Below are 19,513 nucleotides of genomic sequence, written 5' to 3' on the forward strand. Positions count from 1 at the left end.
AAGTTTAATTTATAAAGCGTTTTAGTCGAGATGAAAGGGTTTCTTGGTCATCATAAAAAAGAGTGAATTCGTGAATTTATGGAAATAGAAGAATTATTGATTCTTTGATTTGTTTGGTATTCATCATGAAGGGAGAAAGCGAAGAGGCTTTGATTCGCCTCTCTTCTGTTATTGAAAAAACGTACGTCACTGAGGTGCCGAGGAATGATCTCTTTTATTAAGAATAAATCGAATGCTTTGCGCTCAAAAGATAGAGAGAAATTGATGGCATCCGTGTTTGTGGGCACCAACTTTTACTCAATAAATAAAGATAGAATCTTAGTTTTCAAGAGTCATTGCCAAGAAACTGCGGTGTTTCTTAAAAAAATCAAGAGAACTGTCTTGCAAAACAAATCCTTTCTTGTATAATAAAAATAAGTTAGGTCTACCTAAAAAATAAATAAACTATCCTTAACTATGGAAATGGAGTGAAAATAATGATTACTTTTTCAGAAATATCCGCAGCCTATGATGGCGATCATCAAGTGATCTCGGATTTGTCGTTTCAAGTAGAAAAACCGTCGATCGTAGGGATCATTGGTCCAAATGGGGCAGGGAAGTCGACGCTGATTAAAGCGGCGTTGAAATTGATCCCTTCCAGTGGGAACATGAGTGTCGACAAAAAAGCGTTAAAAGACTTTCAAAAGGAAATTGCCTATGTCGAACAAAAGACCGCGGTTGATTACACGTTTCCGATCACAGTCAAAGAAGTCGTATCTTTAGGGTTGTATCCTAAGATGGGCATGTTCCAAAGGATGTCAGCAAACGATTGGCAGAAAGTGACAGCCGCTCTGGCAGCGGTAGAAATGGAATCCTTTGCGGAACGTCAGATTGGGGAATTGTCCGGCGGGCAGTTTCAGCGGGTCTTGATTGCTCGAACGTTGGTGCAAGATGCCAACTATATTTTCCTCGATGAGCCCTTTGTAGGGATCGATGCCACCAGTGAAGCGATCATCGTCGGCCTGTTGCGTAACTTGCGAGATGCTGGCAAGACGATTTTTATCGTTCACCATGATCTGGGGAAAATCACCGAATACTTTGATTACTTGGTTCTGCTCAATCAAACCCTGATCGCTGCGGGACCAGTCAGTGAAGTCTTTACCGAGAGCAATTTGAAGCAAACATTTGGCGATGCGATCATCGTGAAAGGAGGCGTTTAACATGTTGACAAGCTTTTTTACGAGTTTAAGTAACTATCATTTCTTGCAAAATGCCTTGATCACGGCAGTCGCGATCGGGATCGTCGCAGGGGTGATCGGTTGTTTTATTATCTTACGAGGGATGTCCTTGATGGGGGATGCAATCTCTCATGCGGTCTTACCAGGGGTAGCCTTGTCTTATATCTTCGGCGTTCATTTTTTTGTCGGGGCGATCTTCTTTGGGATCTTGGCTTCCATGATCATTACCTATATCGCCAATAACAGCTTGATCAAAAGCGATACGGCGATCGGTATCACCTTTAGTTCGTTTCTAGCTTTAGGGGTTATCTTGATTGGAGTAGCAAATAGTTCGACTGATTTGTTTCACATTTTGTTTGGGAATGTGCTAGCGGTGCAAGACAGCGACAAATGGCTGACGATCGCTATCGCTATCCTTGTGCTGGCAGTGATCATCCTCTTCTTCCGTCCACTGTTGATCACGTCTTTTGATCCGATGATGGCAAAGGCCTTTGGGATGAAAGTGCAAGCCTATCACTATTTATTGATGTTCTTGTTGACTTTGGTTTCAGTGACAGCGATGCAAAGCGTCGGAACGATCTTGATCGTGGCTCTGTTAGTCACTCCAGCAGCAACAGCTTATCTTTATACAAAACAATTGAAGCATATGATGGTCATCGCAGGGGTTTTAGGTGGTTTCGCCTCATTTATTGGCTTGTTTATCGGGTACAGCTTTAATATTGCCGCAGGATCAAGTATCGTTTTGACCGCAGGAGCCTTTTTCGTGATCGGTTTTTTGTTCTCACCAAAACAAAAGACCAGTCCAGTCAAACGCTGGTCAGCGACAGCGGTTTTAGCAACGGCAGCTGTAGCTGGTGGCTTCTTTTTGGCACAGCAAAACGGACAGATGGCCCAAACAGAAGGGAAACTTTCAGTAGTAGCGACCAATTCGATCATTGCTGATATTACGGAAAACATTGCCGGTGATCGAATCGATCTTCACAGTATCGTACCAGTGGGGCGTGATCCCCATGAATATGAACCTTTAGTGGAAGATGTTCGAAAAGCGACCGATGCCGATCTTATCCTTTACAACGGCTTGAATCTAGAAACTGGCGGCAATGGCTGGTTTATCAAATTGATGAACAATGCCAATAAGGTAGAAAATGAAGATTACTTTGCCGTCAGTGATGGCGTGGATGTGCTTTATCTTTCTGACGATGAAGACCACAGCAAAGCCGATCCTCATGCCTGGTTAAATCTAGAAAACGGTATGATCTATGCCCGCAACATTGCTCAACGCTTGAGCGAAAAGGACCCTGACAATCGCTCTTTCTATGAAGAAAACCTTGAACGCTACTTGGCTTCATTAGAAGAACTGGATCAGCAAGCGAAGGAAAACTTCCAATCGATTCCCGAAGAGAAGAAATTGATCGTCACCAGTGAGGGAGCCTTCAAATACTTCTCCAAAGCCTACGGTGTACCGTCTGCCTATATCTGGGAAATCAATACCGAAGAAGAAGGAACCCCTGCGCAAATCAAGAACTTAGTGGATCAGCTGCAAAATTCAGCCGTCGCTTCCTTGTTTGTCGAAAGCAGCGTCAATACTCGTCCGATGCAAAGTGTTTCTCGTGATGCAGGTATTCCGATATTCGGAACCGTCTTTACCGATTCGATTGCAGAGCCGGGAGAAGAAGGCGACAGCTACTATAACATGATGAAGTGGAATCTCGATACGATTTATCAAGGCTTGAATCAATAATGCAAAAAACATCCTTAGCTCGTTCTGGCTAAGGATGTTTTTTCGTCGTATTTTTGTGCTGGAGAAAGGCAAAGAGATAAAATCCGCAGCCCATCAAAGCAGCAAGAAAAGCGATGACAGGAAAGTACAACCCCTGACCGTATACATAGGCTGTATAAGCGAAGAAGGCGATCAAAAACCAAAGCGTTCCCGAGATGAGCATTTTTTGGTTCCTCCTAATTGTTGAAAAGTGTTTATTTAGTATATTTTAACACGGTAGGCGAAAAAAGAAAATCAGCGAATCGAACGTTTGCTGAAACGAGTCGCTGATTTTTTCCCAATTGCACCGATGAACAGTTAAGAAACGTTCAATTGCTGTTGCGGTTCTAAATGGTAATAAAGGATCTCAGGTGGGACACCGAGTCGGGCGGGAATCTTGGTCATACCAACCCCGCTGGAAACACTTAATAAGGTCTCATTGCCTAAAAGGTAGAGCCCATCGGTATATTTCAACGCGCCCTTGGTTTTCGCATAATAAAAAGGCAAGCGAATCTGCCCGCCATGGCTATGGCCAGAAAGAATCAAGTCGAAGTTTGGCAGATTGGTGATCCGAGAAACATAATCGGGTTCATGGAGCAAAAGCAGCTGCCATTCTGCTAAGGTTGCTTCATAGGTAAAACTGACTTTCGGACTTTCTATATCGATACCGACAATATTCATCGACGTCTTGTCATCAGAACCAAAAACTGACTCATTATCAAGTAAGGTAAACCCTGCATGCTGGTATATTTCCTTAACAAAGTAATGCCCGTCATTCAAATGGTCATGGTTCCCCATAACTGCGATCTTACCCAGAGGCGCTTGCAATTTTTTCAGCTTTTCGATCAGTCGCTTGGTTGAACGATGCGGCCATTTTTTATAATTATCGATCAGATCCCCCGTGATGATGATCAGATCCGGCTTGTTTTGGATCGTTGATCGAATGATGCGATTCATTCGCCGTGGTTTGTACCAACGAGAAAAATGAAGGTCGCTGATATGGGCGATCACGAGATTGCTTTCTGCTTGATAAAGATCGTAAGCCTTTGAAATATCTAAGACGGTGCGCTTGTCTTTTTTTATGAGGTAGTGCCGTTGTTTGAGAAGATGCGGTTCAATAATAAAGGAGTAAACTAGCAAGCCCGTAAGGAGGAATGCAATAAGAATGAGGGTGTACATGGCGTGGCTCCTTTTTTGATTTGCTAGTTTCTAGCATAGTAGATTCTTACAAAAAAAGCAATCATGCGAAAGCAAAAATAACAAAAAATATCCATCGTATTTCGTTTGTTTCTTCCATGGAAAAAAGATACAAAAGAGGCTGTAATAGCCGACTTTTGTATCCTAGATCGTAATTATTTGATTTTCACCAAACGTTTAAAGCGTGCTTTGTGTTTGACGGGGATCAAAGCCATGACACAATCATAAGGGACGGAGATGATCGCCCATGCGAGACTTTTACTTGAAGCAAAGGGATAGTTTTGCTTTAAGACAAAATGGCCACTGATCAAGGCAAAACCGATACTGCCGACCCACAGCCATTGCGGGTCCCAATTCGTAAAGTGTTGGAGGGCTGTGATGATAAAGGGATAGCCGTAAAAGTACAATGCAGTCAAAACGAAAGTGACGTTTTTGGTTAATTGACGCAGGGTCAGTAAGAAAAATAAGCCAGAAAGAACGATACCCAATGGCGGGAACAGACTAACTAAGAAGGAATACACGATGCCCCATACGATCATGCCAGGTCCTTTGACGAGAGCGGCTAAGACAAAGACAAAAAGTAGGAATAAGAGCTGTTGCGAAAAACTTGCTGCTGTCAAAAGTCCGAAGAAACCAACCAATAACCAGTGAGAAAAAGTCGCTGTTTGATTCTTTTGTGGTGTCTGCTGCTGCAATTTTAGCCAGGTAGCAAAATTCGGGAAATCATGCTGGAAATTTCGCTGAAAATCGCTGTTGAATGCTTGATGGGCATTTTGCTGCCGATAGTAATGATATTGATGTTTTAACGTGCCTTTCGTGGCTGCTTTTTGGTCAGAAAAAAAGCGGCCGGGATCAATTTTTGATCGTTCCATATTTCCACCTCCATACGATTTCGTTACCTTCAGTATAGAGAAAATCAGCTTCGGCGTCCTCCAACTTTGGGCGGATTTTTTTTGCTTGCTGAAAGTTTTCTTAAACTGCTGAAAAAAGCGAAGAGGATTCGTTTCTTAAACCGTCAAAATATGCTAGAGTATAGAAGGACTAAGGAGGAGATTTCATGATTTTTGATTCTCATACACATTTGAATGCAGAACAGTTTAACGAAGACATTCCCGAAACGGTCGCCCGTGCGCAAGAACTAGGAGTAACGGAGATGGCGGTCGTCGGTTTCGATCAGCCAACGATTGAAAAATCGTTAGCATTAAGCAAAGAATATCCTGGCATTTACAGTATTATCGGTTGGCACCCAACCGAAGCTGGTTCTTATACCCCACAAGTGGAAACCTATTTGCAAGAGCGCTTGGAACAACCAAAAGTCGTTGCCCTAGGTGAAATCGGTTTAGACTATCACTGGATGGAGGATCCGAAGGAAGTTCAAGAAAAGGTCTTTCGTCGGCAAATGGCGATCGCCCGTGAACATCAGCTGCCCATCAGTATTCATACCCGTGAAGCCTTAGAAGATACCTATGCGATTTTAAAGGATGAAAAAGTCCAAACGATCGGCGGCATCATGCACAGCTTTAGTGGGGACGGCGAATGGGCGAAAAAGTTCTTGGACCTAGGAATGTATATTTCCTTTAGTGGTGTCGTGACCTTCAAAAAGGCGACGGAGGTACAAGAAGCTGCGCAAGTCGTGCCACAAGATCGGCTGCTCGTTGAGACTGACGCGCCGTATTTAGCCCCTGTTCCTTATCGTGGCAAGCGCAATGAACCGGGCTATACTCATTATGTAGTGGATAAAATCGCGGAGCTGCGGCAAGAAGCGGTGGCTGATGTTGCGGCCTACACGACAAAAAATGCCCATCGCTTGTTTAGGATCAATGACTAGTAAACCGAAAATCGAAGAAATCATTGTCGTCGAAGGCAAAGACGACACCCGCCGATTGCAAGAAGTGTTCGATGTAGATACCATCGAGACGATCGGTTCGGCGATCGATGACACGATCCTTGATCAAATCGAGCACGCCCAAGAGACACGAGGGGTCATCGTGTTTACCGATCCCGATTTTTCGGGAGAAAAGATCCGCAAAATCATTATGGAAGTCGTTCCTGATGCCAAGCATGCCTTTTTACCGCGCAGTCAGGCAGCACCGAAAAGCAAGGGCAGTTTAGGCGTGGAACACGCCAGCCATGAAGCGTTGAAAGAAGCCTTGCGAAAAGTCGTAACCCCGATTGCTTCAAATGAAGTCAGTGAGGGGACCATTGATCGGCAACAGTTGTTAGCGTATGGCTTGATCGCAGGGGCTGGAGCGAAAGAGAAACGAGAGCAGTTGGGGGATCTTTTACGCATCGGCTATACGAACGGCAAACAATTAGAGAAGCGGCTGACAATGTTTCGTATCACCGATGCAGAGTTGGCAGAAGCAATGAAAATAGTGGAGGAAGAATTGTGAAGGAAGAACGGGATATAGCAACCCCCTCAAGAACCAAAGAGATTTTAGCGAAACATGGCTTTACCTTTAAAAAAAGTTTAGGGCAAAACTTCTTAACAGAACCGAATATTTTACGGAAAATCGTAGAAACTGCAGGCATCGACGAGACGACAAACGTCATTGAGGTTGGTCCTGGAATCGGTGCGCTGACCGAACAGTTGGCAAAACATGCCAAGCAAGTGTTGGCGTTTGAAATTGATGATCGGTTGATCCCAGTGTTAGCCGACACAATGCAGCCATATCAAAATGTGAAAATCATTCATCAAGATGTCTTGCAAGCAGATCTGGCAACGACCATTCAGTCAGCATTCAGCGATACGGCTGCTTCATTAAAAGTTGTCGCAAATTTGCCCTACTACATCACTACGCCAATTATGATGCACTTTTTAGAGTCTCAGGTAAAAGTAGATGAAATGGTCGTGATGATGCAAAAAGAAGTGGCAGATCGAATCTCAGCAGTTCCCGGGACTAAAGCCTATGGCTCGTTGTCGATCGCTGTGCAATACTACATGGAAGCAAAACTGGCATTCATCGTCCCGAAAACCGTTTTTGTGCCCCAACCGAATGTTGATTCGGCTATTTTGAAATTGACGCGTCGATCACAACCAGCAGTCGCAGTCACCGATGAAAAAGAGTTTTTCAAATTAACGAAAGCAGCCTTTCAGCTGCGTCGTAAAACCCTTTGGAACAATTTGCAAAATAGCTATGGAAAAGATGAAACAACCAAACAGTGGTTGGCAGACAGCTTAGAAGCAAGTGGGATCGATCCGAAACGACGTGGAGAAACGCTGTCGTTAGCGGAATTTGCCAAATTAAGCAATGAAATGCAAGCGCGTAAAGGATAACTTCAATAAAAACGGATGTTGAATAAACATTCGTTTTTTTGTGTCTTGACACCTCGTGGAAATACCAGTAGAATAAGCAAGACAGAACTGTCATGACACATTGAAGGAGAGAGTATAAATGAAAAATCATTCCATCCGCCATTTAACGATCGCTGCATTGTTGATCGGCATGGGGATCGTCATTCCCATGGTAATGCCCAAAATCGTCATCGGACCAGCATCTTTTACCTTAGCTAGCCACGTGCCCGTCTTTGTGGCGATGTTCTTTTCACCTGCGATGGCGATCGCGGTAGCTTTAGGAACGACCTTTGGCTTTTTCTTAACACTGCCACCAATCATTGCTTTACGGGCATTGTCCCATGTTGTTTTTGCCGTCATCGGTGCCTTTTATTTACAGAAGCACCCAGATATTTTACTGAAAAATGGCAAACCCTCTTTATTGAATATCAAATTTCAGAGCTTTAACTTGATTATCGGATTGATCCATTCTGCCGTAGAAATGGCAGTCGTTGCCGCCTTTTACTTCACAGGAAATGTACCAGGGACCGCATTCGATGGTAATTTCTACTATTTCTTGTTCGTTTTGATGGGGATCGGCGGTTTGATCCATAGCTTGATCGATTTCAATTTGGCTTATTTTGTTGCAGGTGCCTTAAGCAAACAATTTGATATTCGTTCGTTTTCAAAAGCAAAAGGACGCTTTATTCAGAAACAGAAGAAAGCGGCATAAGCGCCAGTTTGAATAGACCCGCTGCCTAAACGGGTCTATTTTTTTGTGTTTAGATTAAGAAAATACTCCTTCCTAAAAAGTTTATTATAGTGAAATAATAAACAGAAATAAGTTATAATATACAAGAGGAGGAAGTAGATGAAGAAGAAAAAGTTAAAACGGTTACTTTTAGGTATGTTCGTCTTGATGCTCTTCTTTCTGCTGATTTTTTATGACAGTAAGAACGGGCAGTCCCCCTTTGAAAAGATAGAGGATGAATTGACACTAGCACTTTCGGATGAAGAACAAACACCAGAGCCTTAATACAGTGAGGTTATTCAATTGGATGTTCCGTTAGAAAATCAATTCGATGAAGTGGCGTTAGGGAATGGCTGTGAGGTAACGGCTTTATCGATGCTCTTGAATTTTTACGGATTTGATACCAATAAAAATCAATTGGCGGAAGAATTAGCGTATGTCCCGCTTTATGAGGATTATTATCACCATGGAGATCCGCGAGAAGGCTTTGTTGGAAACATCTATGGCGGTGATAGCGCGATGGGGGTTGACGTAGAACCGATCACCGATGTCGCCGAAAGGATTGTAAAAGAGCAATACGAAGTCATTAGTGGACGAGACAAAAGCTTTGATGAGATCGTCAAAGTATTGCAATCTGGGAAACCAGTTTGGATGATTGCGACGTTAGAATTACAAGTACCTACCGATGCGGATTTCTTTCAATGGAATACCCAAAATGGCGAAATCCTTGTGACGGCATTGATCCATTCGGTGGTGATCACAGGCATCGATGGGGAGACGATGTATGTCAACGACCCTTATGGACATAAGGATCGTGAAGTCAGCAAAGAAGACTTAGCAGCGATCTATGAAAAAATGGGTCAGCAATACTTATATTTAGAAGAAATCTAAGAAAAACCCCTAACTTGCCGTTGACAGTAAATGAAAAAACAATTATAATTTTTTAAAATTAAACAAAGAAATCGATAACGTTGAAGAGAAGAGTAGCAGATCAACAAAGGTACAGAGACTCCGGTTGGTGAAAAAGGAGACATGCGGTGATCAGTGAAGATGAGCTCTGAGTTTTTTTGTTGGTTCACGCCAGCAAAACGGCATGCGCCCGTTACAGCGCCAAGTATCATAGTGTACTGTTGAGGTGTTATTTGTGAGAATAGCACGAATTAGGGTGGTAACGCGCATCAAGTCGTCCCTTTTATCCGTAAGGATAAAAGGGCGGCTTTTTTTGTTTCTCACAGCCGAAACTATTCGCCTTCTTTTCAACAAGAAATTTATCTGTAAGGAGTTGAAGCAATGCCGATCATTATTCCCAAAGAACTACCCGCTGCAGCGGTCCTGCAAAAAGAAAATGTCTTTGCCTTACTGCAGCATAAAGCGGCGAAACAAGAGATTCGTCCCTTGAAGATCGCAATCGTCAATCTAATGCCGAAAAAGATCGCCACAGAAAATCAATTGCTGCGCCTGCTTTCCCAAAGTCCGCTGCAAATTGAAGTAACTTTACTGAAAATGAAGTACCACGAAAGTAAAAACACGTCTGTCGATCACATGGAAAAGTTCTATCAAGAATTCTCAGTGATCCAGTCCCAACGATTCGACGGCTTGATCATCACTGGTGCCCCTGTTGAAAAAATGGCCTTTGAAGCCATTGATTATTGGCAAGAACTGCAAGAGATCATGGATTGGAGCCAGACGAATTGCACTTCAGTCCTGCATATTTGTTGGGGGGCACAAGCTGGTCTTTATTACCATTATGGTATCGACAAAGTGTTGTACCCAAGCAAGTTGTTCGGCGTCTTCGAACAAGCAGTCACGCATTTTCATCCGCTCGTTCGCGGTTTTGACGACGTCTTTTATACGCCCCATTCGCGCTATACTGGCATCGATGAAGGCCAGCTCGCCCAAGCGCCTTTAGAAATATTGGCAGCGGGTGTTGAAACAGGGCCTTCCATCTTCGTATCAGAAGATCATAAAAATGCCTTCTTGCTAGGGCATTTTGAATACCACACAACGACCTTGAATGAAGAGTACTTGCGAGACATGGAACGGGGCTTAGCTACCGCATTGCCCAAAAATTACTTTGCCTATGACCGTTTAGGCGGAAAGATTACCAACCGTTGGCGGGGACATGCCTCTTTGTTTTTCAGCAATTGGATCAATGAAACCTATTTGCGAACGCCGTATGACCTGTCCGTCACGCCGACGAAAGAAGGATACCGAATTGGCAGTGAGCCAGAAGGTCGGGTGAGTATCAATGACGATTGAGCATTTTCTCTCCCACTATGCTAGACAGCGAAAAGGCACTGATTCTTTAAAATGGGATCTTGTGGATCAACGGTTCCAAGGAGAAAAGCTTTTGCCTTTATGGGTAGCTGATATGGATTTTGCTGCGCCAAAGGCAGTGGAAGAAGCCTTGCAGCAACTGGTTGCTCAAGGAACCTTTGGCTATGCGATTCCCCCCTCAGGCTATTTTTTAGCCTATCAAGCTTGGCAAGATCGCCACTGGGGGACGAAATTCGAAGAAAAATGGCTCTCGTTTTCCACAGGGGTCGTCCAATCTTTGGTTGATTTGCTTCATTGTTTCACAGAACCAGACGATGGCATCTTGATCCAGCCACCCGTCTATTATCCCTTTTTTGACAGCATCAAAGAGACGAAAAGGCGCTTGATAGAAGCACCCTTGCAAAAGGTGGGGAATTCTTATCAAATCGATTTTGTTGCTTTTGAAGCCAAAATCATTGAAGAAAAAGTGAAACTATTTATTCTCTGCTCCCCCCACAATCCAGTAGGGCGGGTCTGGCAAGAGAAAGAATTGCATCAGTTATTGGCCATTTGCCAAAAACATGAGGTTGTCGTGATCGCCGATGAGATCCATCGTGAGCTGATACTCGGTGAGCAGCAATTTGTTTCAGCCGTGACAGTGGCACAGGGGTTCGGCTTTGAGAAGCTGATCGTTCTGGATTCGCCCTCAAAAACTTTCAACTTAGCAGGATTATTGCTCTCTCATGTTTGGATTCCTGATTTAGAGATGCGTAGAGCCTATGAGGAGTGGTGCCGACAATACAAGCAGACGGAAGTCAATCGTTTGGGATTGGTGGCTGCGAAAGCCGCGTATGAATCGGGGGATCAATGGCTAGCGGACCTGCTTTTGGTGATTGCTGCCAACGAACAAATGGTCCGCCAGCAACTGCAAGAAGCATTTCCCAAAATTGAGGTCCTGCCATTAGAAGGAACCTATCTTCTCTGGGTGGATCTGCGGCAAGTCATTGCCAAAGAACGAACCAAGCACGTGATCCAAGATACTGCCGGTCTGGCAGTCGACTATGGGGAATGGTTTTCACAAGACGGTCAGGGCTTGATTCGTCTGAATCTTGCGACAACACCGACGATCATTCAAGAAGCCCTTGATCGCATGATCGAGGCAATCAAAAAGGAGGAACGACATGACGATTGATACAGCAACTTTTCTGGCACAATTAGGCAATCATTCGGATCAGCAAACTGGGGCGATCAGCCCACCGATCTATCTTTCCACGACCTTTGCTCATCCCGAGTTAGGGCAAAGTACTGGCTATGATTATACCCGTACCAAAAACCCGACCCGTGATATCTTAGAAGCAGGTCTTGCTGAATTAGAAAAAGGAGCTCGGGCAGTAGTGACCAGCTCTGGCATGAGTGCGATCGCTTTGATTTTTGACTTATTTACCAGCGGGAGTCGCTTTTTGGTTTCTCGTGATTTGTATGGCGGCAGCTTTCGCTATTTTGCAGAATTGGAAAAAAGCCAACGGGCATTCTTCGATACCTTCAGCACTGTAACAGAATTAAGTGAAAAATTAACTGACGAGGTAACGGCTGTCTTTTTAGAGACCCCAACGAATCCTTTGATGACCGTGACGGATATTGCTGAAACCGCCAAGCTTGCTCACGACCATGGGGCGCTGCTGATCGTAGATAATACCTTTTTGACGCCATTACGACAGCTGCCCTTAGAAGAAGGCGCGGATCTAGTGATCCATTCAGGCACCAAGTTCTTATCAGGTCACAATGATATTTTGGCTGGCGTCGTGATCGCCAAAGATGCGCAAGTAGGGGAGCGTTTGAATTATTTAGCCAATACTTCAGGCCCGACCTTGAGCAGCTTTGATACGTGGTTATTTATCCGAAGTTTAAAGACGCTGCCGTTGCGCTTTGAACGACAGGAAGCCAACGCCAAGGAAGTTGGCCGCTTTTTACGAGCCCATCCGGCGGTCAAAGAGGTGCTGTACCCAAATGCAGGGGCGATGATCAGTATTCGGGTGCTTGATGAAACCAAAATCAGCGGCTTCTTAGCGGCATTAAAGGTCTTTACCTTTGCGGAAAGCCTGGGTGGTGTGGAAAGTCTCATCACGTATCCAACGACACAGACCCACGCAGATATTCCTCAAGAGGTACGAGAATCTTATGGATTGACGCCGGATCTTTTACGGATCTCCATTGGGATCGAAAGTAGTAAAGATTTGATTGATGACTTAGAAAATGCACTGAAGATATTCAAATAACCCAACCACAGATCAGCTAGTGAAAAACTTACTTTTGTAGAGTAATTTTATTGACAGTTTTAGTTGTATAGGATAAAGTTACACTACATATGAATAGTGAGTCCGATGTTTTCGGTTGACGGCAACAGGGATTAACCATTTCTCCTTTGAAAAAGTAGGTTGTTTTGAGAAACAGAGGGGAAATTGGTCTAGTTGGGCCATTCGACAAGGAAATAGGACGATTGATCTGAGGAGGGAACAAAAGGGGAAAAAAGGGATGAAAAGAAATGTAGTAAATGTGTTGACGACAGGAGTGATTGGGCTGTTTGCCTTGTTTAGCTTGGCTGCTTGTGGCACCAACCAAGCGGATGAAGAAACGACCGTCGTCAGATTAGGTGTCGTTGGCGAACAAAATGAAGCCTGGGAACATGTGCAGGAAGAATTGAAGGAAAACGAAAATATCGACTTGCAACTGGTGAAGTTCATCGATTATCGCCAACCAATCGTCGCATTAGAGGATGGGTCAATCGATCTTCACGCAGCATTGACGGAAATTTTTATGGATAATGTCAACGAAGAAAGTGGTTATTCCAACACGACGATTGCGTATACGACATTAAACCCACTTGGTATTTATTCCGATAAAATCACTGATGTCAGCGAATTGGCAGATGGTGCTACGGTGGCTTTACCCAATGATGTGTCAAATGAAAGCCGCGCACTATTACTCTTACAAACGGCCGGTTTGATCACTTTGGATGAATCAAAAGGGTTACTGCCAACAACCAGTGATGTCACTGAGAATCCCAAAGCCTTGAAATTTGAGCTGCTTGATTCCAATCAAACGGCTCGGGCAATGACCGATGTCGACATCTCTTTGATCAACAACGGCATGGCAGTCGATGCTGGCTTGGTTCCTACAGAAGATGCGATTTTCTTAGAACCTGTGGCTGACTCCTCCACGCCCTATTATAATGTCATTGCTGCGCGAGCAGACGAAGCAGAAAATGATGTGTACCAAACGGTCGTAGCGTATTATCAGACCGATGAAGTAAAAGCAATTATTGACGAAGTTACCAAGAAATCAAGTATCCCTGTTTGGGAATAAAAAGCAAAAAATCTACTATAATTATATAGGAACAGGAAGTAGGATGGGAAAATGATCAATTGGAAAAAAGGTTTAGCAAGTGTTGCCGTCGTCGGACTAGGATTCGTTCTAGCAGCTTGCGGTGGATCAAATACAGAGGAAACGGCAACCAGCAGTGCAGCTGGTGCTGGCGATGATGCAACATTCACTTATGCCATCAGCGGGGACCCATCGTCCACCAACCCGATCAACACCAGTGATCGCTGGGGCTTGACAGTGACAAACATGATCTATTCTCCACTCGTTACAGTGGAAGCAGATGGAACGACGAAAAATGCGTTAGCGGAATCAGTGGAACCGGCGGAAGACGGCCTTTCATTGACCGTGCATTTGAAACAAGATGTCAAATGGTCAGATGGCGAAGATTTTACCGCCGATGACGTTGTTTTCACGTATGAACAAAAAGTCAAAAAAGAAAACGGCAATGCCGATTCGCTTTGGGTCGACGACCAGCCGATCGCGATCGAAAAAGTGGATGAATACACCGTGAAATTTGTGTTGCCAACACCGAGTGCAGCAGCAATCAGCAATATCGCAACCGAAACATACATCATTCCAGAGCACATCTTTAAAGATGTTAGCGACTTTTCGGTCAGTGAACTGCCTGAAAAACCAGTTGGTACGGGTCCATATCAATTGAAAGAATACAAACGTGGTGAGTACTTTACTTTTGAAGCCAACGAAAATTATTATGGCGGCAAGCCTTCGATTCAAAACGTGACCTTGCGGATCATTGAAAGTACTGATACGGCCAAAGTTGCTTTGCAAAAAGGGGAAGTTGACGCAGCCGTTGTTTTGCCTTCAGATATCGAAGACTTAGATGATACGCAAATTTCTGTTTATCCCTATACAGAAAACCGCATTGGATACTTAGGCTTAAATACTCATTCAGATGCATTACAAGATGTGAAGGTCCGTCAAGCAGTCTTATATGCTTTGAACAAAGATGAATTAAATCAAGCAGCGTATTTAGATGAAGACTATTATGCAACACCGTATTCATTCTTACCACCGAACAATCCATACGTTACCGAAGATGTCGAGAAATATGAAACAAATGCTGAAAAAGCAAAAGAGCTTTTACAAGAAGCAGGTGTCACTGATTTGTCATTGAACTTGGCGTTCAACTCAACTGATCCAGCTCAAACGATCCAAGCTACGTTGATCCAACAACAATTGCAACAAGCAGGCATCACAGTTACCCTTGAAGGGGGCGATGGTACTGCGATCTTCACTGAGTTGAAAAAACCTGATTCAACGAAATACAACCTGTTCCTTGGCGGGTATATCATGGGGAATGACCCTGACTTATACGGCAGTTTATTCGAAACTGGCGGCAGTGCCAACTACTTCCAAAGCAATAGCGAAACCATTGACAATTTGTTTGCGCAAGCAGCAGTTGAATTGGACACAGACAAGCGTGAAGCATTGTACGATGATCTGCAAAAAGCCATTGCTGACGAAGCGATCATTTACCCAATCGTTGACAACAAGAAAATCTTAGCGGTCAATAACCGAATTGGTAATGTAGAAGATGCAGGCTTGATCCCAATCTATACATTCGAAGATATGTCTAAATTGACAATCAAGTAAATCCATTGGCTGTGATAAAGAGGAATCTTTTTTATCACAGCTTTTTTCTATGAAAAAGAAAGAAGGTCAATTATGTTTCGATATATTGCAAAACGAGTATTGCAAGCAATCCCTTTGCTATTTGTGATCTCTTTTATCGTATTTTCACTAATACATATCGCCCCGTATGATGTGATCGATTCCATCACGACACCGAATATGTCACAAGAGCAAATCGATCTGTTGCGGCAGCGCTATGGCTTGGATCAACCCTTTTTGGTTCAATATTTTCTTTGGATCAGAAATGTTCTTACTGGTAATCTTGGCTTTTCGTTGGTTTCTCAAAGCAGCATTTCACAAGAACTTGCGACTCGGATCCCGAATACGATGCGGCTAGTGATCCCTGCATATTTGACGGCTTTATTGCTGGCGATCATTTTAGGTCTGTTAGCCGCTGCCAACAAAGGAAAGATTTGGGATCGGATCATTGACGCTGTAGCATCTCTAGGGATCGCCGTGCCGACCTTCTGGTTTGCGATGATCTTGATTTATGTATTTGGTTACTTATTGAATATGTTCCCGATCATTGGCATGTATACAGTCGGCAAAGAAGGGGATTTTGGCGATTTTCTGCAGCACTTTATTTTGCCTTATATCACATTGACTGTCGCCTTCTTCCCAGATTTGACAAGGTATATTCGGGCATCAGCGACTCAGCAAGTATCAGAAGACTACGTGATGGTGCAACGGGCATTCCACGCCAGCAAATGGCAGATCTTCAGTCGTCACATTAGTCGCAATATTTTGATTCCCGTTGTCACACAAATCGGCTTGGCGTTACCGATGTTAGTTACCGGTGCGATCATTACAGAAACGATCTACGGTTGGCCGGGCGTCGGACCTTACTTGATGAGTGCAACGAAAAGCCTCGATTATCCTGTGATCATGGCGATCATGCTGCTGTCAGCAACACTGGTCATCTTAGGGAATTTGTTAGCGGATGTATTATATTCCGTGGTTGATCCACGTATCCGTAAAGGAGGGAGCAAGTAATGAAACGTTTCAAAAAAATCAGTGAAGTCATGCTTGCTTCGCCCATCTATACTTTTTCTGTCGTTTTCTTGACGTTATTGATCGTGTTATCGCTCGTTGCGCCTTTGATCCCGATCGATCCCAATGCAACGGATGTCAGCAACATGTCACAGCCACCGAGCTGGGCTCATTTGTTTGGGACTGATGAAGTGGGGCGGGATTACTTTATTCGGGTCGTCTACGGCGGTCGGGTGTCCTTGTTTGTAGGTGTGTTGGCAATGATCACTGCGACGTTTATCGGGACCCTTGTCGGTCTTGTTTCTGGCTACTTTGGCGGATGGATCGATAACTTGCTGATGCGGCTCGTCGATGTGTTGTCATCAATTCCTTGGCTGGTGTTAGTGATCGTTTTGAGCGTCTTTTTACGTCCTGGACTAACCACGATCATTATTGTGATCGGCGGGTTTTCATGGATGAACATCGCTCGTTTGATTCGTGGTGAAACGTTAGCAGCGAAAGAACGGGAGTATGTTGCTTACGGGAAATTTATCGGTCGTTCTTCATTCAGTATTATCGTGAAGCATGTTTTCCCAGCAGTACTGCCAACCTTGATCGTTGCGGCATCCGCAAGTATTTCTGGAGCGATCATGACCGAATCAGCGTTGAGCTTCCTCGGATTAGGCATTCAGCAGCCGATGGCTTCGTGGGGCAGTCTGTTGCAAAATGCGCAAAACAGCTTGCAGCGGGCACCATACATGGCGATCCTTCCAGGGCTCTTTGTTATTTTCACCATCTATTCCTTCAACAACATCGGCGACATGATCAAACATGTCTTGCAAAGGGAGGTGTGACCGATGAAGACAGAATTATTAGCGATCGAAGCGTTGAATGTGACGTTTCACAGCAAAACCGGTCCGAAACCGTTAGTCAAAAAGCTGGATCTAGTGATTCCAAAAGGCAAAGTGGTTGGGATCGTCGGCGAATCTGGTAGTGGCAAAAGTATGACCATGAAAAGTGTCATGGATCTTTTGCCTGATAAGGTGACCGATCACTATGGCAGTTATACATTTGAAGGAGCAGCAGTGACCGATCGTCGAACATTACCGATCGCCATGATTTTTCAAGACCCGATGACTTCGTTGAATCCTTTGCGTACGATTGGCTATCATTTGATCGAAGTGATTCGCCGCTCACAAAACGTATCGAAAAAAGCAGCTCAAGAAATCGCTGTCAAAGAGTTAGAGAAGGTCGGCATACCTTTTCCAGCGCAACGCATGAAACAATATCCCCACGAGCTATCAGGGGGGATGCGTCAGCGGGTGATGATCGCCATGGCTTTATTGGCGCAACCGAAATTGCTGATCGCAGATGAACCGACGACGGCTTTAGATGTGACGATCCAAGCACAGATTTTGGCCTTGATCAAAAATCTGCAAAGAGAGAACCAGCTTTCCGTCGTCCTTGTGACCCATGACTTTGGGGTCGTTGCAGGAATGTGCGACTTTATTAAAGTGATGTATCAAGGTCGAGTCGTGGAAGAAGGCACCACAGAAGAAATCTTTTATCAACCTGCGCATCCTTATACGAAACAATTATTGCAGGCGGCCCATTTAGGCGACAAGCATGCCGAATTAAAAGTCTTTGACTATCATGAGACATTGGCAGATGAGTTGCAAGAAACGCAGTTATCTAAGACCCATCGCGTTTGGCGCAATCAGGAGGTGACAGAATAATGGAAGAACTGATTCGCGTAGAACATGCGACGAAAACCTTTCGCAGCAAAAACTGGCGCGGCACTGTCAGTGAAGTCCGAGCGGTCGAAGATGTCAGCCTAACGATCCATCGGGGCGAGACATTGGGGCTAGTAGGGGAATCTGGGAGTGGGAAAACCACTTTAGGACGCAGTATTTTAAATTTAGAGACCTTAACAAGCGGGGAGATTTTCTTCGAAGGCAAAGAGCTAACAGCATTGACGGCAGAAGATCGCAAAGCAGCGTATCAGCAAATGCAGATCATTTTCCAAGATCCGTATTCATCATTGAATCCCCGCATGACGGCACTTGAACTGGTGATGGAGCCGTTGTATCATGAAACGAAAGATGCTGCCCGAGCGAAAGCCAAAGAAATCTTAGCGATCGTCGGGATCACGGGTGATGATGTCCATAAACTGCCCCGCAGTTTCAGCGGCGGACAACGGCAACGGATCGGCATCGCTCGTGCGGTGGTTAATCGCCCGGCGTTCGTCTTGTGTGATGAACCGACTTCGGCATTAGATGTCTCCATTCAGGCTCAGATCATCCAATTGCTGCTGCGTCTGCAAAAAGAGTTTTCATTGTCTTATTTGTTCATTTCCCATGACTTGTCCGTGATTCGTCATATCAGTGACCGAACAGCCGTCATGTATCAAGGGAAACTAGTTGAATTGGCACCCACCGACCGTTTGTTTGACAATCCGCTGCATCCTTACACGAAGAAATTATTAGCAGCAGCGCCGATCGCTGATCCTGTGTTAGCAAGAGGTGCGATGGAACAAACGGAGATTCAAAGCACGATTACTTTGACACCATTGTATGAATGGGTCGAAGTTGAACCGGATCATTTTGTGAGGAGAGAAAAACGATGACAGTAGAAACATTGACGATCCATCAAGGAAGCGACAAATTTGAAATGACGACCCCAACTGGCAATTGGGTGTTAGCACGGGAAAAAGGCTATTCGCCAGTCCAAATGCTGGTGAGTGCGGTCGCTGCTTGCGGCGGCTATGTATACGCATCCGTCCTAGAGAATTCAAAAATCACAGCAGAAATCGAAAAGATCGAAGTCAGCTATGACCGGGACGACAACAAAAAAGCCCAACCAGTCAGTGCCATCCACATTCAGTTTTATGCGAAAATCGCTGAAGCCGACCATGACAAAGCGACCCGTTGCCTAAAACTCGTTTCACCAAATTGCCCCGTGATCCAATCATTAGATCCAGCTATCGAAGTGACGGAAACAGTGACGTTTATTTAATCGAAAAAGACTTTGTGTGCCTGAAACCAATAGGCGTACAA

Annotated in this window: 19 protein-coding genes and 1 pseudogene; 17 read left to right on the forward strand and 3 right to left on the reverse strand. The window is 44.5% G+C overall.

Features of this window, described 5'->3' with window-relative positions; genetic code table 11:
* Positions 1–476: 476 nt before the first annotated feature.
* A complete protein-coding gene (locus IGJ25_RS06390; protein ID WP_010747795.1) occupies positions 477–1,199 on the forward strand; it encodes a metal ABC transporter ATP-binding protein in 723 nt (240 codons plus the stop codon).
* A 1-nt stretch (position 1,200) separates the two neighbouring features.
* Positions 1,201–2,958: a metal ABC transporter permease subunit gene (locus IGJ25_RS06395; protein WP_318248586.1), complete on the forward strand. Its 1,758-nt coding sequence runs from the start codon at positions 1,201–1,203 to the stop codon at positions 2,956–2,958.
* Positions 2,959–2,986: 28 nt separating this feature from the next.
* Here IGJ25_RS06395 and IGJ25_RS06400 read toward each other — a convergent pair whose 3' ends face one another.
* The 3 genes from IGJ25_RS06400 to IGJ25_RS06410 all read right to left on the reverse strand — a co-directional run bounded on the left by IGJ25_RS06400 (position 2,987) and on the right by IGJ25_RS06410 (position 5,045).
* Positions 2,987–3,160, reverse strand: a complete 174-nt coding sequence (locus IGJ25_RS06400; RefSeq protein ID WP_010747796.1) for a hypothetical protein — start codon at positions 3,158–3,160, stop codon at positions 2,987–2,989.
* A gap of 134 nt (positions 3,161–3,294) precedes the next feature.
* Positions 3,295–4,155, reverse strand: a complete 861-nt coding sequence (locus IGJ25_RS06405; protein WP_010747797.1) for a metallophosphoesterase — start codon at positions 4,153–4,155, stop codon at positions 3,295–3,297.
* 173 nt (positions 4,156–4,328) lie between these two features.
* Positions 4,329–5,045, reverse strand: coding sequence for a hypothetical protein (locus IGJ25_RS06410; RefSeq protein ID WP_438779172.1), 717 nt, complete (start codon positions 5,043–5,045; stop codon positions 4,329–4,331).
* Positions 5,046–5,230: 185 nt separating this feature from the next.
* Here IGJ25_RS06410 and IGJ25_RS06415 point away from each other — a divergent pair, with 185 nt between their 5' ends.
* The 15 genes and pseudogenes from IGJ25_RS06415 (at position 5,231) to IGJ25_RS06485 (ending at position 19,472) form a co-directional block, all read left to right on the forward strand.
* Positions 5,231–6,001, forward strand: a complete 771-nt coding sequence (locus IGJ25_RS06415) for a TatD family hydrolase (RefSeq protein ID WP_005225534.1) — start codon at positions 5,231–5,233, stop codon at positions 5,999–6,001.
* Positions 5,994–6,566, forward strand: coding sequence for a ribonuclease M5 (rnmV, locus tag IGJ25_RS06420; RefSeq protein WP_225000961.1), 573 nt, complete (start codon positions 5,994–5,996; stop codon positions 6,564–6,566). The genes IGJ25_RS06415 and rnmV overlap by 8 nt, the downstream gene beginning before the upstream one ends.
* Positions 6,563–7,450 carry a 16S rRNA (adenine(1518)-N(6)/adenine(1519)-N(6))-dimethyltransferase RsmA gene (gene rsmA, locus IGJ25_RS06425; RefSeq protein ID WP_005225536.1) on the forward strand — a complete coding sequence of 296 codons (888 nt, stop codon included), beginning with the start codon at positions 6,563–6,565 and terminating at the stop codon, positions 7,448–7,450. Before rnmV ends, rsmA begins: the two co-directional genes overlap by 4 nt.
* A gap of 118 nt (positions 7,451–7,568) precedes the next feature.
* Positions 7,569–8,180: a hypothetical protein gene (locus IGJ25_RS06430; protein WP_005225537.1), complete on the forward strand. Its 612-nt coding sequence runs from the start codon at positions 7,569–7,571 to the stop codon at positions 8,178–8,180.
* A gap of 138 nt (positions 8,181–8,318) precedes the next feature.
* Positions 8,319–9,089: pseudogene (locus IGJ25_RS06435) on the forward strand (C39 family peptidase).
* A gap of 399 nt (positions 9,090–9,488) precedes the next feature.
* Positions 9,489–10,457 (forward strand): homoserine O-succinyltransferase, encoded by a 969-nt coding sequence (locus IGJ25_RS06440; RefSeq protein ID WP_010747802.1) that lies wholly within the window; start codon positions 9,489–9,491, stop codon positions 10,455–10,457.
* Entirely contained in the window at positions 10,447–11,646 is a 1,200-nt protein-coding gene (locus IGJ25_RS06445; protein WP_118214825.1) for a MalY/PatB family protein, read from the forward strand. The genes IGJ25_RS06440 and IGJ25_RS06445 overlap by 11 nt, the downstream gene beginning before the upstream one ends.
* Positions 11,636–12,730: an aminotransferase class I/II-fold pyridoxal phosphate-dependent enzyme gene (locus IGJ25_RS06450; RefSeq protein WP_016608218.1), complete on the forward strand. Its 1,095-nt coding sequence runs from the start codon at positions 11,636–11,638 to the stop codon at positions 12,728–12,730. The genes IGJ25_RS06445 and IGJ25_RS06450 overlap by 11 nt, the downstream gene beginning before the upstream one ends.
* A gap of 256 nt (positions 12,731–12,986) precedes the next feature.
* Positions 12,987–13,817: a MetQ/NlpA family ABC transporter substrate-binding protein gene (locus IGJ25_RS06455; RefSeq protein WP_438779173.1), complete on the forward strand. Its 831-nt coding sequence runs from the start codon at positions 12,987–12,989 to the stop codon at positions 13,815–13,817.
* Positions 13,818–13,868: 51 nt separating this feature from the next.
* The gene (locus IGJ25_RS06460) at positions 13,869–15,449 is read left to right on the forward strand and encodes an ABC transporter substrate-binding protein (protein ID WP_368263984.1); all 1,581 of its coding nucleotides are present in this window, start codon (positions 13,869–13,871) and stop codon (positions 15,447–15,449) included.
* Positions 15,450–15,521: 72 nt separating this feature from the next.
* The gene (locus IGJ25_RS06465) at positions 15,522–16,481 is read left to right on the forward strand and encodes an ABC transporter permease (protein ID WP_002307597.1); all 960 of its coding nucleotides are present in this window, start codon (positions 15,522–15,524) and stop codon (positions 16,479–16,481) included.
* Positions 16,481–17,311, forward strand: a complete 831-nt coding sequence (locus tag IGJ25_RS06470; RefSeq protein ID WP_010747808.1) for an ABC transporter permease — start codon at positions 16,481–16,483, stop codon at positions 17,309–17,311. The genes IGJ25_RS06465 and IGJ25_RS06470 overlap by 1 nt, the downstream gene beginning before the upstream one ends.
* Positions 17,312–17,314: 3 nt before the next feature.
* Positions 17,315–18,193, forward strand: a complete 879-nt coding sequence (locus IGJ25_RS06475; protein WP_144770780.1) for an ABC transporter ATP-binding protein — start codon at positions 17,315–17,317, stop codon at positions 18,191–18,193.
* Entirely contained in the window at positions 18,193–19,083 is an 891-nt protein-coding gene (locus tag IGJ25_RS06480) for an ATP-binding cassette domain-containing protein (protein ID WP_002316738.1), read from the forward strand. The genes IGJ25_RS06475 and IGJ25_RS06480 overlap by 1 nt, the downstream gene beginning before the upstream one ends.
* A complete protein-coding gene (locus IGJ25_RS06485; protein WP_010747810.1) occupies positions 19,080–19,472 on the forward strand; it encodes an OsmC family protein in 393 nt (130 codons plus the stop codon). The genes IGJ25_RS06480 and IGJ25_RS06485 overlap by 4 nt, the downstream gene beginning before the upstream one ends.
* The last annotated feature ends 41 nt before the right edge of the window (positions 19,473–19,513 follow it).

This window comes from Enterococcus sp. DIV0240d, from assembly GCF_051711245.1.
In the GTDB taxonomy this organism is placed as follows: domain Bacteria; phylum Bacillota; class Bacilli; order Lactobacillales; family Enterococcaceae; genus Enterococcus_D; species Enterococcus_D casseliflavus.